Below are 15,743 nucleotides of genomic sequence, written 5' to 3' on the forward strand. Positions count from 1 at the left end.
TCAGGTATAGATCGCGCTGGTTAACAGGGGGTGAACAAAATAGGCCCAATCTCCCTTAGCTTGGAGCGGTTTGGTTCGCCACGACGCTCAGGCCGCTGATCCACCGACTGTCAATCCGCCAATCATCAGCGTTGGCTGGCCGACACCCACCGGTACCCATTGACCCTGTTTACCGCAGTTGCCCATGCCCGGATCAAGAGAGGCGTCATTGCCGATGGCGCGGATATGTTTCAGCGCGGTTGCACCATCACCAATCAGGGTCGCACCTTTGACAGGCGCGCCGACAATGCCGTTTTCTACCCGATAGGCTTCAGTGCAGGAGAAAACGAACTTACCGTTGGTAATATCCACCTGACCGCCGCCGAACCCGACGGCGTAAATCCCGTCCTTAAGGTCCGCCACAATGTCACCGGGCGCGGTATCACCGCCCAACATATAGGTGTTGGTCATCCGCGGCATCGGAATATGCGCATAGGATTGCCGCCGCCCGTTGCCGGTGCTGGCGACCCCCATCAGCCGCGCATTCTGGCGGTCCTGCATGTAACCGACCAGCTTGCCGTCCTCAATCAATACATTCTTGGCGCTGGGCGTGCCCTCGTCATCCACAGAGATAGATCCGCGCCGGTCGGGAATCGTCCCGTCATCCAGCACGGTCACCCCTTTGGCCGCGATCTGTTGTCCCATCAGCCCGGCAAAGGCGGAACTGCCCTTGCGGTTGAAATCCCCTTCCAGCCCGTGGCCGATCGCCTCGTGCAGCAAAATACCGGGCCAGCCGGGGCCAAGTACAACGTCCATCACGCCTGCTGGGGCGGGTACCGCATCCAGGTTGACCACCGCAACCCGCAGCGCCTCGCGGGTTTTGGCCTGCCAGTCTGCCGGTGTCAGCAGGCCGTCCAACCCGATCCGCCCACCGCCCCCGGCGGAGCCGCTTTCGCGCCGCCCGTCCTGTTCGACAATGATCGACACGTTCACCCGTGTCATTGGTCGGATGTCGCGCACCGATGTACCTTCAGGGCGCAGAATCTCCACTTCCTGCAGGCTCGCGGCGATGCTGGCGCTGACCTGCACCACCCTCGGGTCAAGGCTGCGGGCAAAATCGTCAATCTCGCGCAGGGTTTCTACTTTTACAGGGAATGCCGCGCCTTCAATCGGGTCTGCATCTGTATATAGCTTTTTATTGGTGCCCTCTGGCGCATCCGCCCAGGTCCCGCCGCCATCCCCCACAGCCAGCCGCGCCGTCTGTGCCGCGCGGCGCAGGGCCTGTTCCGAAATCTCCGTCGAATGGGCATATCCTGCCACCTCGCCGCGCACCGCCCGCAGGCCAAACCCCTCAGAGGCATCATAGCTGGCGGTCTTGAGCCGCCCGTCATCAAACATCAGTGCTTCGGAACGGCGGCGTTCGAAAAACAACTCGCCGTCATCTGCGCCACGGGTGGCGTCACGCAGCACGGATAGGGCGGTATCGCGGTCCAGATCATTTTCAAACGGCGAAAAGGGCGTATGGGGCATCAGGCTATCCTGTTTTTGAAACACGTTTTTCCGACTTCGCGTCCGTTTGACGCAATCGAAAGACTTTATCTTGAGGATAGAATATGATTGTAAGCATCAGGAAGACAACGGCAGGGGTGCGGACCAAGCGCTCTCGCGTGAAACCGTAGCCAATTTTGGTCACAAGATCAGGACGACACATGAAACATCTTTTTTCTTTGAGTGCGCTCATGGCCGGCTTTTCGGCCCTACCAGCAATGGCGCAGGACGCATTGCGGATCGACGGGCTTGAGGTGATCGGCGCGCCGGAGGACGGTTTGACGGGCTTTCAGCCTGCCGTTACGCGCCTTGCTCAGGACATTCACGATCTGGATTATCTGATTCTCGTTATCATCACGGTCATCACCTTGTTTGTGACGGGTCTGATGGCATGGGTGATTATCCGGTTTAACGCGAAACGGAATCCGACACCTGCGTCCTTTACCCACCACACCCCTGTCGAAATCGCATGGACTGTGGGCCCGATTCTGATTCTGGTGCTGATTGGCGCGTTTTCCCTGCCGATTCTGTTCCGGCAGCAGGAAATTCCGCAGGCCGACATCACGATCAAGGCCATCGGCAACCAGTGGTATTGGTCATATGAATATGTCGATGACGGTTTCGGCTTTGACAGCTACATGATTGGTGCGCCTGCGACCCTGACATCCGAAGAAGAAGCGGCCGGTGCCGTTGCAAACCTTTTGAACGATGCGATGATCGCCAAGCTGGAAAAAGCCGGGTATTCGCGCAACGAATGGCTGCTGGCGACTGATACAGCGGTTGTTGTGCCCGTGGGCAAGACAATCGTGATGCAGGTTACAGGGTCTGATGTGATCCACGCTTGGACGATTCCAGCCTTCGGCGTGAAACAGGACGCGGTACCGGGCCGTCTGGCTGAACTGTGGTTCAACGCCGATAAAGAAGGTGTCTATTTTGGCCAGTGTTCAGAACTTTGCGGTCAGGCGCACGCCTATATGCCGATCACCGTCAAAGTGGTGTCTGAAGAGGCCTATGCCGACTGGATCAGCAAGGCCAAGGAAGAATACGCTGGTATCGCACCAACGGTTCAGGTTGCCTCTAACTAACGGCTGAGGTGGGCAATTTGCCCACCTTATCGGCCGACGGGGTAGCAGGGCTTGCCCCTCCCAACCCAAGCCCAACAACCGAGCAGACGACTGAAACGAAAGGTAGGCATTTTGCCCACCCATCTGCCTAAAAGGTGCCGGATGACCGATATCTCCAACACAGCTGCCAATGAGCACGAGGCGCAATTGGGCGATTATTTTGCCCTGCTCAAGCCACGTGTGATGCAGCTTGTGGTTTTCACCGCTGTTGTTGGCATGCTGGCTGCACCGGTTTCTGTACATCCTGTCATCGGATTTGCCTCCATCCTGTTTGTTGCCATCGGGGCAGGGGCATCCGGCGCGCTGAACATGTGGTGGGACGCGGATATCGATGCGGTGATGAAACGCACCGTCAATCGTCCGATTCCCGCTGGCAAGGTTCAGCCCGGTGAGGCACTGGCACTAGGCGTGGCGCTTTCGGGGATGGCTGTGATGATGCTGGCCCTCAGCGCCAATCTGTTGGCCGCGGGCATGTTGCTGTTCACGATCCTTTATTATGCGGTTTTCTACACCATGTGGCTCAAACGGGTGACACCGCAGAACATCGTTATCGGCGGTGCTGCGGGGGCGTTTCCCCCTGTCATCGGCTGGATAATTGCCACCGGCAGTTTCTCTGTCGAGGCATGGTTGATGTTCGCCCTGATCTTCATGTGGACACCGCCGCATTTCTGGGCGTTGGCGCTGTTCATGCGCTCTGACTATGACGATGCAAATGTGCCGATGCTGACCGTCACCCATGGCCGCCCGGCGACCCGGCGTCATATCCTTGGCTACACGGTGCTGTTGGCGATTCTTGCGATTGGCACGGGGTTCACCGCAATTGGCGGCTATATCTACCTCAGCTTTGCGATCGTGCTGAATGTCCTGTTCCTGATCGGGGCCTACCGCATCTGGAAGCGGGATGAGGTCATGGCCGAAGAAGACAATTATGCGGTTGAGCGTAAATTCTTCCGCTTGTCGCTGTTCTATCTCTTCCTGCACTTCGGTGCGATCCTGATCGAAGCGACCCTGCGCCCCTACGGATTGGGAGGTTGGTAATGGCTTTGCGTGTTGAACATGATCTGCACGGCCGTCGTAAAACCCGCAACGTCGGTGTTGGCCTGATGCTGGGCGCATTTGTGGTTCTTGTCATGGTACTGACCTTTGTGAAGATCACCCAGATTGATTTTGCCACGGCACCCGGTACCGTTGGTGCCGCCAGTGGCACCGCACCTCAGGAGGGCAACTGATGGCAATGTCCGGCCCAGCTAAAACAGTTGTACAAACCGTATCAGTGGTTGTTTTCATGGGCGCGATGGCTTGGGCCTCAGTTCCCTTTTACGACTGGTTCTGCCGCGTCACCGGCTTTGGCGGTGTGCCCGGACAGGTCGAGGTCGCCTCTGACGACATTCTGGATCAAACCATCAAAGTGCGGTTCGACGGCACGTTGAACGACAATATGGGGTGGGAGTTCAAACCGGTCCAGCGCGAGATGGAACTGCGCATTGGCGAGGTCGGTCTGGCCTTCTACGAGGCCTACAACCCGTCCAATCGCCCCATCGCGGGGCAGGCCAGCTATAACGTAACACCCTACGCCGCCGGTGCCTTTTTCGATAAAATCGACTGTTTCTGCTTTACCGAACAGGTGCTGGCCCCCGGTGAACGGGTGCAAATGCCGGTCAGCTTTTTCGTCGATCCCGAAATCGTTCAGGATAATGACGGCAAGTATGTACACACCATCACGCTTTCCTATACATTCTACGAAATTGATCTGCCCGAAGGCTATGCAGCCCTAGATGCAGACAGCCAAACAGAACTGAATTAAGCCAACCGGCTTTGACCAAAGAAGGACCGCCCGCCATGGCCCATGCTAAGAACCACGACTATCACATCCTCGCGCCTTCCACATGGCCCCTGTTGGGCGCAGTGGCCGGTTTTGTCATGCTCTTCGGGGCGGTCCTGTGGATGCACGATGTAACCCCCTTCCTGTTCCTGGGTGGTTTCGTCGCAACGCTTTACGTCATGTTCGGCTGGTGGCGCGAAATGGTTGCCGAAAGCCATGTGGGCGATCACACGCCAGTGGTGCGCATCGGCCTGCGTTACGGGTTTGTCCTGTTCATCATGTCCGAAGTCATGTTCTTTGTGGCGTGGTTCTGGACCTTCTTCAAACAGGCCATCTATCCGATGAACGAATATGTCGGATCCGAATATGTGCCACCGGTCTTCGACGCGGTAAACGCATTCCACCTGCCGCTGATCAACACATTGGTTCTGCTGCTGTCCGGCTGTGCCGTAACCTGGGCGCACCACGCTTTGGTTCACGAAAACAACCGTAAGGATCTGATCAGCGGTCTGGCCATTTCCATTGTGCTGGGCGTGTTCTTTACCATCCTGCAAGCTTATGAGTACCGTGAATTGCTGTTGCACCATGACTGGACCTTTGGTGGCGACGCATTCTTCTCTGCCTTCTTCATGGCCACAGGTTTCCACGGTCTGCATGTTCTGATCGGTACGATCTTTCTGGCGGTCTGTCTGATCCGTGCCATGCGCGGCGATTTTACCCCAGAGCAGCACGTCGGTTTTGAGGCCGCTGCATGGTACTGGCACTTTGTGGATGTGGTGTGGCTGTTCCTGTTCTTTGCCGTCTACATCTGGGGTGTCCCGGCCTAGGCGCGGCAAAACGGGGTTGCATCTGCACCCCTGATCCTTGAGAACCCAAGCACGCGTAGCAACCGCTTCGCGTGCTTTTTCGTATGCATGAGTGTCTATGAACCGCGCCTTGTTTCTTATCATTGTCGGCCTTGGGGGTGTTGCCATTCTTTGTGCCTTGGGGCTTTGGCAGGTGCAGCGTCTGGCATGGAAACAGGGTGTCATATCTGACATCGATGCCCGCATACATGCGGCCCCCGTTGATCTGCCCGCGACACCAAACCCCGAAGGTGACGCATACCTGCCTGTCGCAGCCACTGGACATTTTTCGGGTGATACCCTGCGCGTCCTCGTGTCGCAAAAAACGCAGGGGGCGGGGTATCGGTTGATCACCGCGTTTGACACAGACGGGCGGCGGGTGTTGGTCGACCGCGGGTTTGTTGCGGTTGACAGCCCCGATGTCGCGCGCCCCGAGGGAGAGGCGCGCGTGATCGGCAACCTTCAATGGCCCCGCGAAACTGACGGGTTCACCCCTGAGGTTGATACCAAAAACAACATCTGGTTTGCCCGTGACGTGCCGGCAATGGCACAGGCACTTGGTACAGAGCCTCTCCTGATTGTCGCCCGCAGCTTGGAGCAAGACGACCCTTCCGTCACCCCATTGCCCGTCGACACCAGCCGCATCCCCAATGACCATTTGCAATATGCAATCACGTGGTTTTCGCTGGCCGCCATCTGGCTGGCCATGTCCCTTCTTTTCCTGCGCCCCCGCCGCGCCATCTCATCCGAAAGCTGATCCCAATGCGCTATATCTCCACCCGTGGCAAAGCCCCCGCACTGAGTTTCGAAGACACTATGTTGACGGGCCTTGCCCGCGACGGGGGGCTCTACGTGCCCGAAGAAATCCCGACGCTTACCCCCGCGCAGATCGCCGCCATGGCGGGGCAGTCTTATGAAGAAACCGCCTTTTCCGTCATGCGCCCTTTCATTGGCGATACGTTTACGGATGAAGAGTTTCGCGAATTGATCGCCAATGCCTATGGTGGTTTTGGTCATGCTGCCCGCGCGCCGTTGGTGCAACTTGCCCCAAACCATTTCCTGCTGGAGCTGTTTCACGGCCCGACTTTGGCCTTCAAAGATTTCGCCATGCAGCTGATTGGCCAGATGTTTCAGAAAGCGCTGGGGCGCAAAGATGCCCGTGTGACGATTGTCGGGGCCACTTCTGGCGACACCGGCTCCGCCGCGATCGAGGCGTTTCGCGGGCTGGATAACGTAGATGTCTTTATCCTCTACCCGCATGGCCGGGTCAGCGATGTGCAGCGGCGTCAAATGACCACCCCCGCCGAATCAAACGTGCATGCCCTTGCCATTGATGGTGATTTTGACGACTGTCAGGCGCGTCTGAAGGATATGTTCAACGATTTTGAATTCCGCGACACTGTGAAACTCGCTGGGGTGAATTCGATCAACTGGGGCCGGGTTCTGGCGCAGGTTGTCTATTATTTCTCTTCTGCTGTTTCCCTTGGTGCGCCAGAGCGCGAGATCAGCTTTACCGTACCAACTGGTAATTTCGGTGATATCTTCGCGGGCTATATCGCCAAACGCATGGGGCTGCCGATCAAGGATCTGGTGGTTGCCACCAATCAGAACGACATCCTTGATCGATGCCTGAAAGGGCAGGGCTATCACAAGGGCATGGTCGAACCCTCGATCAGCCCGTCGATGGATATTCAGGTCAGCTCCAATTTTGAACGGGCGTTGTTTGACGCCTACGGGCGGGATGGCAATGCGGTTGCGCAGTTGATGGACGAATTGGGACAGGGTGGTTTCGACATCAGTCAGGGGGCCATGCAGGTGTTGCAGGATATCTATAGCTCTGGCCGCGCGACAGAAGAGGAAACCAACGCGACCATTGCCCAGGCGTTGAAAACCTCTGGTGAACTCTTGTGCCCGCATTCTGCGGTTGGGGTGAAAGTGGCGCAAGAGAAACGCGAAGAGGCGACTCCGATGATCACCCTTGCCACGGCCCATCCTGCCAAATTCCCTGATGCGGTTGAGGCAGCCAGCGGCATCCGCCCGCCCTTGCCGCCACGGATGGCCGACCTGTTTGACCGTGAAGAGCGCGTGACCCGCGTGGCCAACGACCTTGACGCATTGAAAACACATATCAAAGGGGCGCTTGGCCTATGAGCCTGAACGAACACCGCCTCTCAAACGGCTTTCGCATTGTCACCGAACATATGCCGGGGCTTGCCTCTGCTTCCATCGGGGTATGGGTCGCCGCAGGCGGGCGCCACGAAACACCGCAACAAAACGGCATTGCACATTTCCTTGAACATATGGCGTTCAAGGGCACAGCCAAACGCACCTCACTGCAAATCGCCGAAGCGATTGAAGATGTGGGCGGCTATATCAATGCCTATACCAGCCGTGAGGTGACCGCCTATTATGTGCGGGTGCTGGAAAACGATGTGGCGCTGGGGTTGGATGTGATTGCCGATATCCTGCGCAATCCGGTGCTGGACCCAAATGAGATCGAGGTGGAGCGCGGCGTGATCCTCCAAGAGATCGGTCAGGCGCTGGATACGCCTGATGATGTGATCTTTGACTGGTTGCAGGAACAGGCCTATCCGGGGCAGGCGCTCGGGCGCACCATCCTTGGGCCTTCTGAACGGGTATCGAATTTCAGCCGCACGGATCTGCAAGGTTTCATCAAGGATCATTATGGTCCTGAACAGATGATCCTTTCTGCAGCAGGCGCGGTGGATCACGATGAAATCGTGCAACTGGCCGAGAAATTGTTTGGCGACATGCCCGCCAAACCCCTGTTCCAAATGGATACAGCCTCTTTCAAAGGCGGCGAGGTGCGCCAGAATAAACAGTTGGAACAGGCCCATTTCGCGCTTGGCTTTGAATCACCGGGGTATCGTGCGGATGATATCTATGTGGCGCAGATTTACGCTTCTGCCCTTGGCGGCGGCATGTCCTCGCGGCTGTTTCAGGAAATCCGCGAGAACCGCGGCCTGTGCTATACGATCTTTGCTCAGGCGGGCGCACATGCTGACACAGGGATGATGACGATCTACGCGGGCACCTCTGCGGAACAATTGCCGGAACTTGCTGGTATCACCATTGATGAAATGAAACGCGCCGCCTCTGATATGTCCCCTGCGGAAGTGGCACGGGCACGGGCGCAGATGAAAGCCGGGCTGTTGATGGGGTTGGAAAGCCCGTCAAACCGTGCCGAGCGATTGGCGCGTCTGATCCAGATCTGGGACCGTGTGCCTTCGCTGAAGGAAACCATTGAAAAGATTGATGCGGTCACCACTGGTGATGTACGTGATTTGGCGCAACGCATGGCGGCGGATGCTCCCGCGGCGCTTGCGCTTTATGGTCCGGTGGAAAAAGCACCAGGACTGGGCACCTTGCAGGAACGCCGCGCTGCCTGATGTTGTTGCTCAAACGCAAAATCAGGATCGAAACCGAACGGCTGACCCTGCGTCCGCCGGTCCATTCCGATTTTCGCGGCTGGACTGCCCTGCGCGCCCATAGCCGCGATTTTCTGACCAAATGGGAACCGGTTTGGGCAGAGGATCACCTGTCGCGCAAGGCCTTTACCAATCGGGTCTATTGGGCGCAGCGTTCTGTCAGCAGCGGCACAGCCTTGCCGCTGTTTCTGGTGCGGCGCAAGGATGATGCGCTTCTGGGGGCCATCACGCTGGACAATATCCGGCGCGGGCCTGCGCAATCCGGCGCACTTGGCTATTGGACCGGTGCCCCCTTTGCGCGGCAAGGCTATATGCGCGAGGCGATACATGCGGTGGTGCATCAGGCGTTTAACCGGATGGACCTCAGCCGGATCGAGGCCGCCTGTTTGCCCGAAAATGCCGCCTCGCGCGGATTGTTGGAAAAGACCGGTTTCAAATACGAAGGTGTCGCGCAAAGCTATTTGCAGATCGACGGGCGCTGGCGGACCCATGTGCTCTATGCGGCACTGCGCAGTGACCGACGGGGCAAAACCGACGTGGGCTGATCCGCCATGCCGGGGGGGGGTCTGGGGAGTTCCTTTGCTCTCGCAACAACAGGGTGAAACCTGCATCTTTTGACCGAGCGGCTAAGGCCATCGAAATCTTCTTTCAGTGACTTGCACCAATCCTGTGCTACCTTCTTTTGCAGGAGGTGACTGTGATGATCCGTTTCTTCTTGATCTTGCTGATGGCGCTGCCTGCCGTGGTGCAGGCGCAGGAACGCACCCCAAGTCATTGCGTTGCGCTGGCCCATGACACGCAAGGGGTGGAATATGTGACCCCGGCCAGCCTACCTGAAGTGGCCGTGGAGAACGTACATCTGCATTACATAGACCACGCCTCTTTCCTGATCCGCAGCCATGGTGGATTGAACATGGTGACCGACTTTACCGGCTTCACCGGGACCCTGCCGTTCATCCCTGATGTAGTGACGATGAACCACGCCCATGATACCCATTGGACGGCCTTTCCTGATCCGGCCATTCCTCACGTGCTGCCCGGTTGGGGGGCGTTTGGCAAAGGCATCGATTATCACCTTGATCTGGGTGAGGTGCTGGTGCGCAATGTGTCTACGGATATCCGGTCGCAATTCTCCGGCGTTGAGGTGGAAGGGAATTCGATTTTTGTTTTTGAAATGGCGGGGCTTTGTATCGGTCATCTGGGCCATTTGCACCACGCGCCTGATGCGGCTCAATATGCAGCGCTGGGGCGGCTTGATGTGGTGATGGCCCCGGTCGACGGTGGCTTTACGCTGGATCAGCCGACAATGATCACGGTGCTGAAACGTTTGAAATCATCCATTGTTATTCCGATGCACTGGTTTTCCGGTTTCGCACTGGATGGGTTTCTGACCGGCATGCAAAGTGATTTTTCCATAGTAGAGGTTGGCGGACCCTCCCTAACTGTATCGCTGCACAATCTGCCGAGCCATCCGACAATCATGGTATTGCGGCCCGAATATATTAATGTCGCCCGCTAGGATCAGGCTGCCTAAAATACAGTTGCTAAGCACTTGCATCTTTCGGGATCAGGTAGGATCAAAGGGCCATGATGTTAAATCCTGCTGATGCCGCCTTTCGCGCCCGCCTTTCCGCTGACTTGCCTGACGATGTTCTTCGCGATGCTGATGCGCGCTATCTGGAAGAACCGCGTGGAGTTTATGTAGGACAGCCGGCATTGCTTGCCTTGCCACGCACGACAGAGGAGGTATCGACGCTGATCCGCCATGCCAATGATGCGCGGGTGGGCGTTGTTCCCTACGGCGGGGGGACCGGGCTGGTTGGCGGGCAGGTGGCTCCGGATGGCCCCGTACCGCTGATCCTGTCGCTTGAGCGGATGAACAAGCTGCGCGATGTTTATCCCGACGAGAATGTTCTGGTGGTTGAAGCCGGGGTTATTCTGGCCGACGTTCAGGCGGCGGCGGACGCGGTGGACCGGCTATTCCCGCTGTCGCTGGCTGCGGAAGGCTCTGCACGAATCGGTGGCAACCTGTCGACAAATGCAGGCGGCACCGGTGTTTTGCGCTATGGCAACAGCCGAGATCTGTGTCTGGGGCTTGAGGCGGTTCTGCCGGATGGGCAAATCTGGAACGGGCTGACGCGGCTGCGCAAGAACAACACAGGGTATGATCTGCGCCATCTGCTGATCGGGGCCGAAGGGACTTTGGGTGTCATTACAGCGGCGGCGCTGAAGCTGTTCCCCAAACCGGCCCGCACCGGCACGGCCCTGTTGGTGGTGAACAGCCCGCGCGCCGCCCTTGAACTTCTGTCTTTGGCCAAGGCGCAGCTGGGTGAAATGATCAGCGCGTTCGAGCTGATCCACCGGCAGGGAATGGATTTCCTTTCGCAAACCCTGCCTGACGTGCGCCAACCTTTTGCGGAGCCGCCTGAGTGGTCTGTTTTGATTGATGTCGGCCTGAGCGGGGAATTGGACCCCTCTGAAGCCTTGGAGACGTTATTTGCGGCGGCCCATGAGGCGGGATTGGTGACTGACGGGTTGATTGCACAGAACGCGGCACAGGCAACGGATTTCTGGAACGTCCGTGAAATGATCCCAGAGGGGAACCGCCAAATCGGGTCCATTTCAAGTCATGATATCTCTGTCCCGCTGAGTGCCATCCCCGATTTTATCGCCAAAGGTGGTGAGATTCTGGCCCGTATCGGAGAGTTCCGCATCAATTGTTTCGGCCATGTGGGGGACGGCAATCTGCATTACAATGTTTTCCCGCTTAAAGGAAAAAACCGCGCCGATCACGACCATCAGAAAGCCGAGATTCAGGCCGCTGTGCATGATCTAGTGCAGGAAATGGGCGGCTCTTTCAGTGCGGAACATGGCGTCGGGCGGATGAAACGCGCCGACCTTGAACACTATGGCGATCCTGCAAAACTATCGGCAATGCGGGCAATCAAATCCGCGCTGGACCCCAATGGCATCATGAACCCCGGCGCGGTGGTTAACGTCTAAAGGCCGTCGAATGCGCATAGAACGTTGACTTCCTTACCCATCGCCTCCAGCTTTTTGCGCCCGCCCAGCTCTGGCAGGTCAATAATAAAGGAGGTCGAGACGATCTTGCCGCCCAGACGTTCGACCAGTTTGATCCCGGCCTCTGCCGTGCCGCCGGTGGCCAAAAGGTCATCAACCACCAGGATCTTTTCGCCCTCTTGAATGGCGTCATCGTGAATTTCCACAATCGCCTCGCCATATTCCAACGTATAGCTTTCGGAAATCACCGCGCCGGGCAGTTTGCCCTTTTTGCGGATCGGCACAAACCCGACTGACAGCTGATGCGCAATCGCCCCACCCAGGATAAACCCGCGCGCCTCAAGCCCGACAACCTTGTCGATTTCGATACCTGCATAGGGGTGCAGCATCAGGTCAATCGCCATGCGAAACCCGCGCGGATCAGCAAACAGCGTGGTCACATCGCGAAACATGATCCCTTCATGGGGGAAATCAACGATGGTGCGGATGTAATCTTCGATCTTTTTCATGTTGTGCTCCGGCGAAGGGTGGCGGTCAGGATGCCCATGGTGATCAGCGCCGCGCCGCCCGCGCGGGTGATCCATGTGATGACCGATGGGCGGTCGATGATGCGGCGCAAACGATCCGCGAGCAGCGCATAGGCCAATGCGTTCAGCGCGGCAAGGCTGACGAAGGTGGCAATCAGAATGATGAACTGCGGCAACAGCGGTGCGTCGGGCGTCAGGAACTGTGGCACAAAGGCGATAAAAAACGCGATCGATTTCGGATTCAACGCAGTGACGGCAGCGGCGTGGCCAAAGACCTGTTTTCCTGTGATGTCAGCACTTTGCGGCAGGGACATCCCGCCTGATGGGGCAGAGCGCAGCAGTTTGATCCCCAGCCAGACCAGATAGACAGCACCGGCCCATTTCAGTGCGGTGAACAGCGTCGCAGAGGTCAGCACCAAGGCACCCAGCCCGGCAAGTGAAGCGCTCATGGCGACCAGATCGCCCAAGGCCACACCAGCAGCCGAGGCCACCGCAACGGAGCGTCCCTTGCTGAGCGCGTAGCTGAGTACCAGCAAGACGGTGGGACCGGGGATCAGCAACAGCGCGATAGAGGCGGCGACGAATGTCAGCCAAAGGTCAAAAGGCATCGGGAACTCCTGAGGTTACGGCACAACGAAAGACAGCAAGGCCTTCGAAATACAAGTGGTCAGAGCATTCTGCCTGCAACGGCGTCAAGTTTCGCCATGAGCGCCGGATCGCGGGCATCGGGCTGCGTGAGAATCGCAAATTCAAGCGCGCGGTCACAACCATGCGGGCAGGGCGCACGGTCCGCCCCAAGCAGCGCAGGCAATCGGGCGACAAGATTTCGGCCCTTGTCAGCGTTGCCCATTAGGGTGGCGATGATCGCGGTCACATCCACCTCGCCATGATCGGGATGCCAGCTGTCATAATCGGTGATCATCGCCACAGAGGCATAACAAAGCTCTGCCTCGCGGGCGAGTTTCGCCTCTGGCATATTGGTCATGCCAATCACATCCGCCCCCCAGCTTTCGCGGTACATTTTGCTTTCTGCAAGCGTAGAGAACTGCGGTCCCTCCATCGCCAGATAGGTGCCGCCTTTATGCACCGCGATCCCGGCATCCTTCGCTGCCGTTTCACAGGCATCACCAAGGCGCGGACAGGTTGGGTGGGCGACGCTAACATGGGCCACACAGCCAGTGCCGAAGAATGATTTCTCACGGGCGAAGGTGCGGTCAATAAACTGATCTACAATAACAAAATCACCCGGTGCCATTGCTTCACGAAACGATCCACAGGCAGAAACACTGATCACATCAGTACAACCCAGACGTTTCAGCGCGTCAATATTCGCGCGGTAGGGTACAGTGCTGGGACTGTGCACATGGCCGCGCCCGTGCCGTGGCAGGAATGCCATATCGACCCCGTCCAGTGTCCCGGTCAGGATGGCATCAGATGGTGCGCCCCATGGGGTTTCCACGGTCACCCATTCGGCCCCGGTAAGCCCGTCGATTTCATAGAGGCCAGAGCCACCAATCACTGCGATTTTTGTCTGTGTCATTCTGATCCCCAACTTCATGCCCGACGGGGGCATCTTTGCTTCCAGCAAGTCAGAGCAGGGCGGCGATTTCAACCCCTCTTTCATCAGCACACGGTGGTTTGAATTTCACAGCTGGCGGGGATTGCGGCAATGGTATTGGAATCCTATGCATTCTGGTATAGCGAGCGGCAAAACCGGCCTCGCGGCTTATTTCCCACAAGATCCATAAAAGGAAGCCCGATGGTGCGTTCCACGTTTCATGCCTTTACCAAAAACCTTGAGGTGACAGATCTGCGCTGGATGCCCGAAGATGGCTTTTCCGCAGGCCGCTTGCGCATTGAACTTCTGTCGGGGCTGACCGTTGCTCTGGCTCTGGTGCCCGAAGCGGTGGCTTTCGCCTTTGTTGCCGGGGTGCATCCGCTGGTCGGCTTGTACGCGGCATTTCTGGTCGGGTTGATTACTGCGCTGATCGGCGGGCGACCCGGTATGATTTCCGGTGCAACGGGGGCCTTGGCGGTTGTGATGGTGGCTTTGGTCGCGCAGCACGGTGTTGAATACCTGTTCGCCACGGTGATCTTGATGGGGCTCTTGCAGATCTTTGCGGGTGTCATGCAATGGGGCAAGTTTATCCGGCTGGTGCCGCATCCGGTGATGCTGGGCTTTGTGAACGGGCTGGCGATTGTGATTTTCCTTGCGCAGATGGGCCAGTTCAAAGTGCCCGGCACCATGGTGGATACAGGTCACGGCATGGGCGGTGGTGAGTGGCTGTCCGGTCAACCGCTTTATCTGATGCTGGCACTGGTAGCGGCAACGATGGCGATCATCTGGGTCATGCCGCGGATCACCAAACTGATCCCGGCCCCACTTGCCGGCATTGGTATTGTTGCGGCTGTGGTGATTTTTACTGGCATGGATGTGCCTCGGGTCGGCGATCTGGCTTCTATCGAGGGCGGTCTGCCGATGCCACATATCCCCTTTGGCGAGGGTCTTGGGCTTTATGGCACACCGCTTGCGCCGTTCAACTTGGAAACCCTTTATATCATTCTGCCTTATGCGGTGATCCTGGCTGCGATCGGGCTGATTGAATCGCTGCTGACGCTGAACCTCGTGGGGGATATGACCAACACCAGGGGCGGTGCCTCCCAGGAATGTGTGGCGCAGGGTGTTGCCAATACCGTGACCGGTTTCTTTGCCGGTATGGGCGGTTGTGCGATGATCGGTCAGTCGATGATCAACGTGAAATCCGGGGGGCGTACACGGGTTGCGGGCATCGCGGCGGCTGTGTTCTTGTTGTTGTTTATCCTTGTCGGATCGTCGCTGATTGAACAGATCCCGCTGGCCGCCTTGGTCGGGGTGATGTTCATGGTGGTGATCGGCACCTTCGCGTGGAACTCGCTGACGATCCTGCGCAAGGTCCCGCTGACCGACGCGTTTGTGATTCTGCTGGTAACCGTTGTGACGGTCTACAAAGACCTTGCCGTGGCAGTTGTTGTTGGCGTCATCGTTTCCGCGCTGGCCTATGCGTGGAACAACGCGCGCCGCATTCATGCCACCACCCGCGAGTCGAAAACCGAAAAAGGCGCAAAGGTCTATGAAATCCACGGGCCGCTGTTCTTTGGCTCTTCTGACGGGTTTTCCGAATTATTCACCGTGGCAGATGATCCTGAAAAGGTGATCATCGATTTCGCTGACAGCCGCGTGGTGGATCAATCCGCCTTGCAGGCGATTGAGGCGATTGCGTTGAAATACGAAAATACCGGCAAACACGTCATGCTGCGTCACCTCAGCCGCGATTGTCACCGTTTGCTGAACAAGGCGGGCCACCTGATGGTCGATAGTGATGATGACCCTGATTACGAACTGGCGGTGGACTATTCCGTGCGTACAGGGGTGCTGGGCGGGCATTGAT

At 57.6% G+C, this 15,743-nt stretch carries 16 protein-coding genes; 12 read left to right on the forward strand and 4 right to left on the reverse strand.

Features of this window, described 5'->3' with window-relative positions; genetic code table 11:
- Window positions 1-87: 87 nt before the first annotated feature.
- A complete protein-coding gene (gene tldD, locus QQL78_RS03335) occupies window positions 88-1,509 on the reverse strand; it encodes a metalloprotease TldD (protein WP_284370556.1) in 1,422 nt (473 codons plus the stop codon).
- A gap of 179 nt (window positions 1,510-1,688) precedes the next feature.
- Here tldD and coxB point away from each other — a divergent pair, with 179 nt between their 5' ends.
- The 11 genes from coxB (at window position 1,689) to QQL78_RS03390 (ending at window position 11,770) form a co-directional block, all read left to right on the forward strand.
- Window positions 1,689-2,612 carry a cytochrome c oxidase subunit II gene (gene coxB / locus QQL78_RS03340; protein WP_284370558.1) on the forward strand — a complete coding sequence of 308 codons (924 nt, stop codon included), beginning with the start codon at window positions 1,689-1,691 and terminating at the stop codon, window positions 2,610-2,612.
- 141 nt (window positions 2,613-2,753) lie between these two features.
- Window positions 2,754-3,689 carry a heme o synthase gene (gene cyoE / locus QQL78_RS03345; protein ID WP_284370559.1) on the forward strand — a complete coding sequence of 312 codons (936 nt, stop codon included), beginning with the start codon at window positions 2,754-2,756 and terminating at the stop codon, window positions 3,687-3,689.
- Complete coding sequence (locus QQL78_RS03350; protein ID WP_284370561.1) at window positions 3,689-3,880, forward strand: cytochrome C oxidase assembly protein; 192 nt, start codon at window positions 3,689-3,691, stop codon at window positions 3,878-3,880. The genes cyoE and QQL78_RS03350 overlap by 1 nt, the downstream gene beginning before the upstream one ends.
- Window positions 3,880-4,455, forward strand: coding sequence for a cytochrome c oxidase assembly protein (locus tag QQL78_RS03355; protein WP_284370563.1), 576 nt, complete (start codon window positions 3,880-3,882; stop codon window positions 4,453-4,455). The genes QQL78_RS03350 and QQL78_RS03355 overlap by 1 nt, the downstream gene beginning before the upstream one ends.
- 35 nt (window positions 4,456-4,490) lie before the next feature.
- A complete protein-coding gene (locus tag QQL78_RS03360; protein WP_284370565.1) occupies window positions 4,491-5,300 on the forward strand; it encodes a cytochrome c oxidase subunit 3 in 810 nt (269 codons plus the stop codon).
- Between the two features lie 97 nt (window positions 5,301-5,397).
- Window positions 5,398-6,075: an SURF1 family protein gene (locus QQL78_RS03365; protein WP_284370568.1), complete on the forward strand. Its 678-nt coding sequence runs from the start codon at window positions 5,398-5,400 to the stop codon at window positions 6,073-6,075.
- Between the two features lie 5 nt (window positions 6,076-6,080).
- Window positions 6,081-7,469, forward strand: a complete 1,389-nt coding sequence (gene thrC / locus QQL78_RS03370) for a threonine synthase (protein WP_284370570.1) — start codon at window positions 6,081-6,083, stop codon at window positions 7,467-7,469.
- The gene (locus QQL78_RS03375) at window positions 7,466-8,728 is read left to right on the forward strand and encodes a M16 family metallopeptidase (RefSeq protein ID WP_284370572.1); all 1,263 of its coding nucleotides are present in this window, start codon (window positions 7,466-7,468) and stop codon (window positions 8,726-8,728) included. Before thrC ends, QQL78_RS03375 begins: the two co-directional genes overlap by 4 nt.
- The gene (locus QQL78_RS03380; RefSeq protein ID WP_284370574.1) at window positions 8,728-9,312 is read left to right on the forward strand and encodes a GNAT family N-acetyltransferase; all 585 of its coding nucleotides are present in this window, start codon (window positions 8,728-8,730) and stop codon (window positions 9,310-9,312) included. The genes QQL78_RS03375 and QQL78_RS03380 overlap by 1 nt, the downstream gene beginning before the upstream one ends.
- Before the next feature lie 155 nt (window positions 9,313-9,467).
- Window positions 9,468-10,286 carry an MBL fold metallo-hydrolase gene (locus QQL78_RS03385; RefSeq protein WP_284370576.1) on the forward strand — a complete coding sequence of 273 codons (819 nt, stop codon included), beginning with the start codon at window positions 9,468-9,470 and terminating at the stop codon, window positions 10,284-10,286.
- 68 nt (window positions 10,287-10,354) lie between these two features.
- Window positions 10,355-11,770: an FAD-binding oxidoreductase gene (locus tag QQL78_RS03390; RefSeq protein WP_284370578.1), complete on the forward strand. Its 1,416-nt coding sequence runs from the start codon at window positions 10,355-10,357 to the stop codon at window positions 11,768-11,770.
- On the opposite strand, the gene QQL78_RS03395 is transcribed toward QQL78_RS03390, so the two are convergent.
- The 3 genes from QQL78_RS03395 to QQL78_RS03405 are packed head-to-tail and all read right to left on the reverse strand — an operon-like array spanning window position 11,767 to window position 13,855.
- Window positions 11,767-12,297 (reverse strand): adenine phosphoribosyltransferase, encoded by a 531-nt coding sequence (locus tag QQL78_RS03395; RefSeq protein ID WP_284370580.1) that lies wholly within the window; start codon window positions 12,295-12,297, stop codon window positions 11,767-11,769. The two genes, QQL78_RS03390 and QQL78_RS03395, sit on opposite strands and share 4 nt — an antisense overlap.
- On the reverse strand, window positions 12,294-12,923 hold the full coding sequence (locus tag QQL78_RS03400) for a LysE family translocator (protein ID WP_284370582.1): 630 nt from the start codon (window positions 12,921-12,923) through the stop codon (window positions 12,294-12,296). Before QQL78_RS03400 ends, QQL78_RS03395 begins: the two co-directional genes overlap by 4 nt.
- 59 nt (window positions 12,924-12,982) lie before the next feature.
- Window positions 12,983-13,855 carry an S-methyl-5'-thioadenosine phosphorylase gene (locus QQL78_RS03405; protein ID WP_284370584.1) on the reverse strand — a complete coding sequence of 291 codons (873 nt, stop codon included), beginning with the start codon at window positions 13,853-13,855 and terminating at the stop codon, window positions 12,983-12,985.
- 219 nt (window positions 13,856-14,074) lie between these two features.
- Between QQL78_RS03405 and QQL78_RS03410 the strand changes: the two genes are divergently transcribed.
- The gene (locus QQL78_RS03410; protein WP_284370586.1) at window positions 14,075-15,742 is read left to right on the forward strand and encodes a SulP family inorganic anion transporter; all 1,668 of its coding nucleotides are present in this window, start codon (window positions 14,075-14,077) and stop codon (window positions 15,740-15,742) included.
- The last annotated feature ends 1 nt before the right edge of the window (window position 15,743 follow it).

The sequence above is a fragment of the Sulfitobacter pacificus genome, from assembly GCF_030159975.1.
In the GTDB taxonomy this organism is placed as follows: Bacteria; Pseudomonadota; Alphaproteobacteria; order Rhodobacterales; family Rhodobacteraceae; genus Sulfitobacter; species Sulfitobacter pacificus.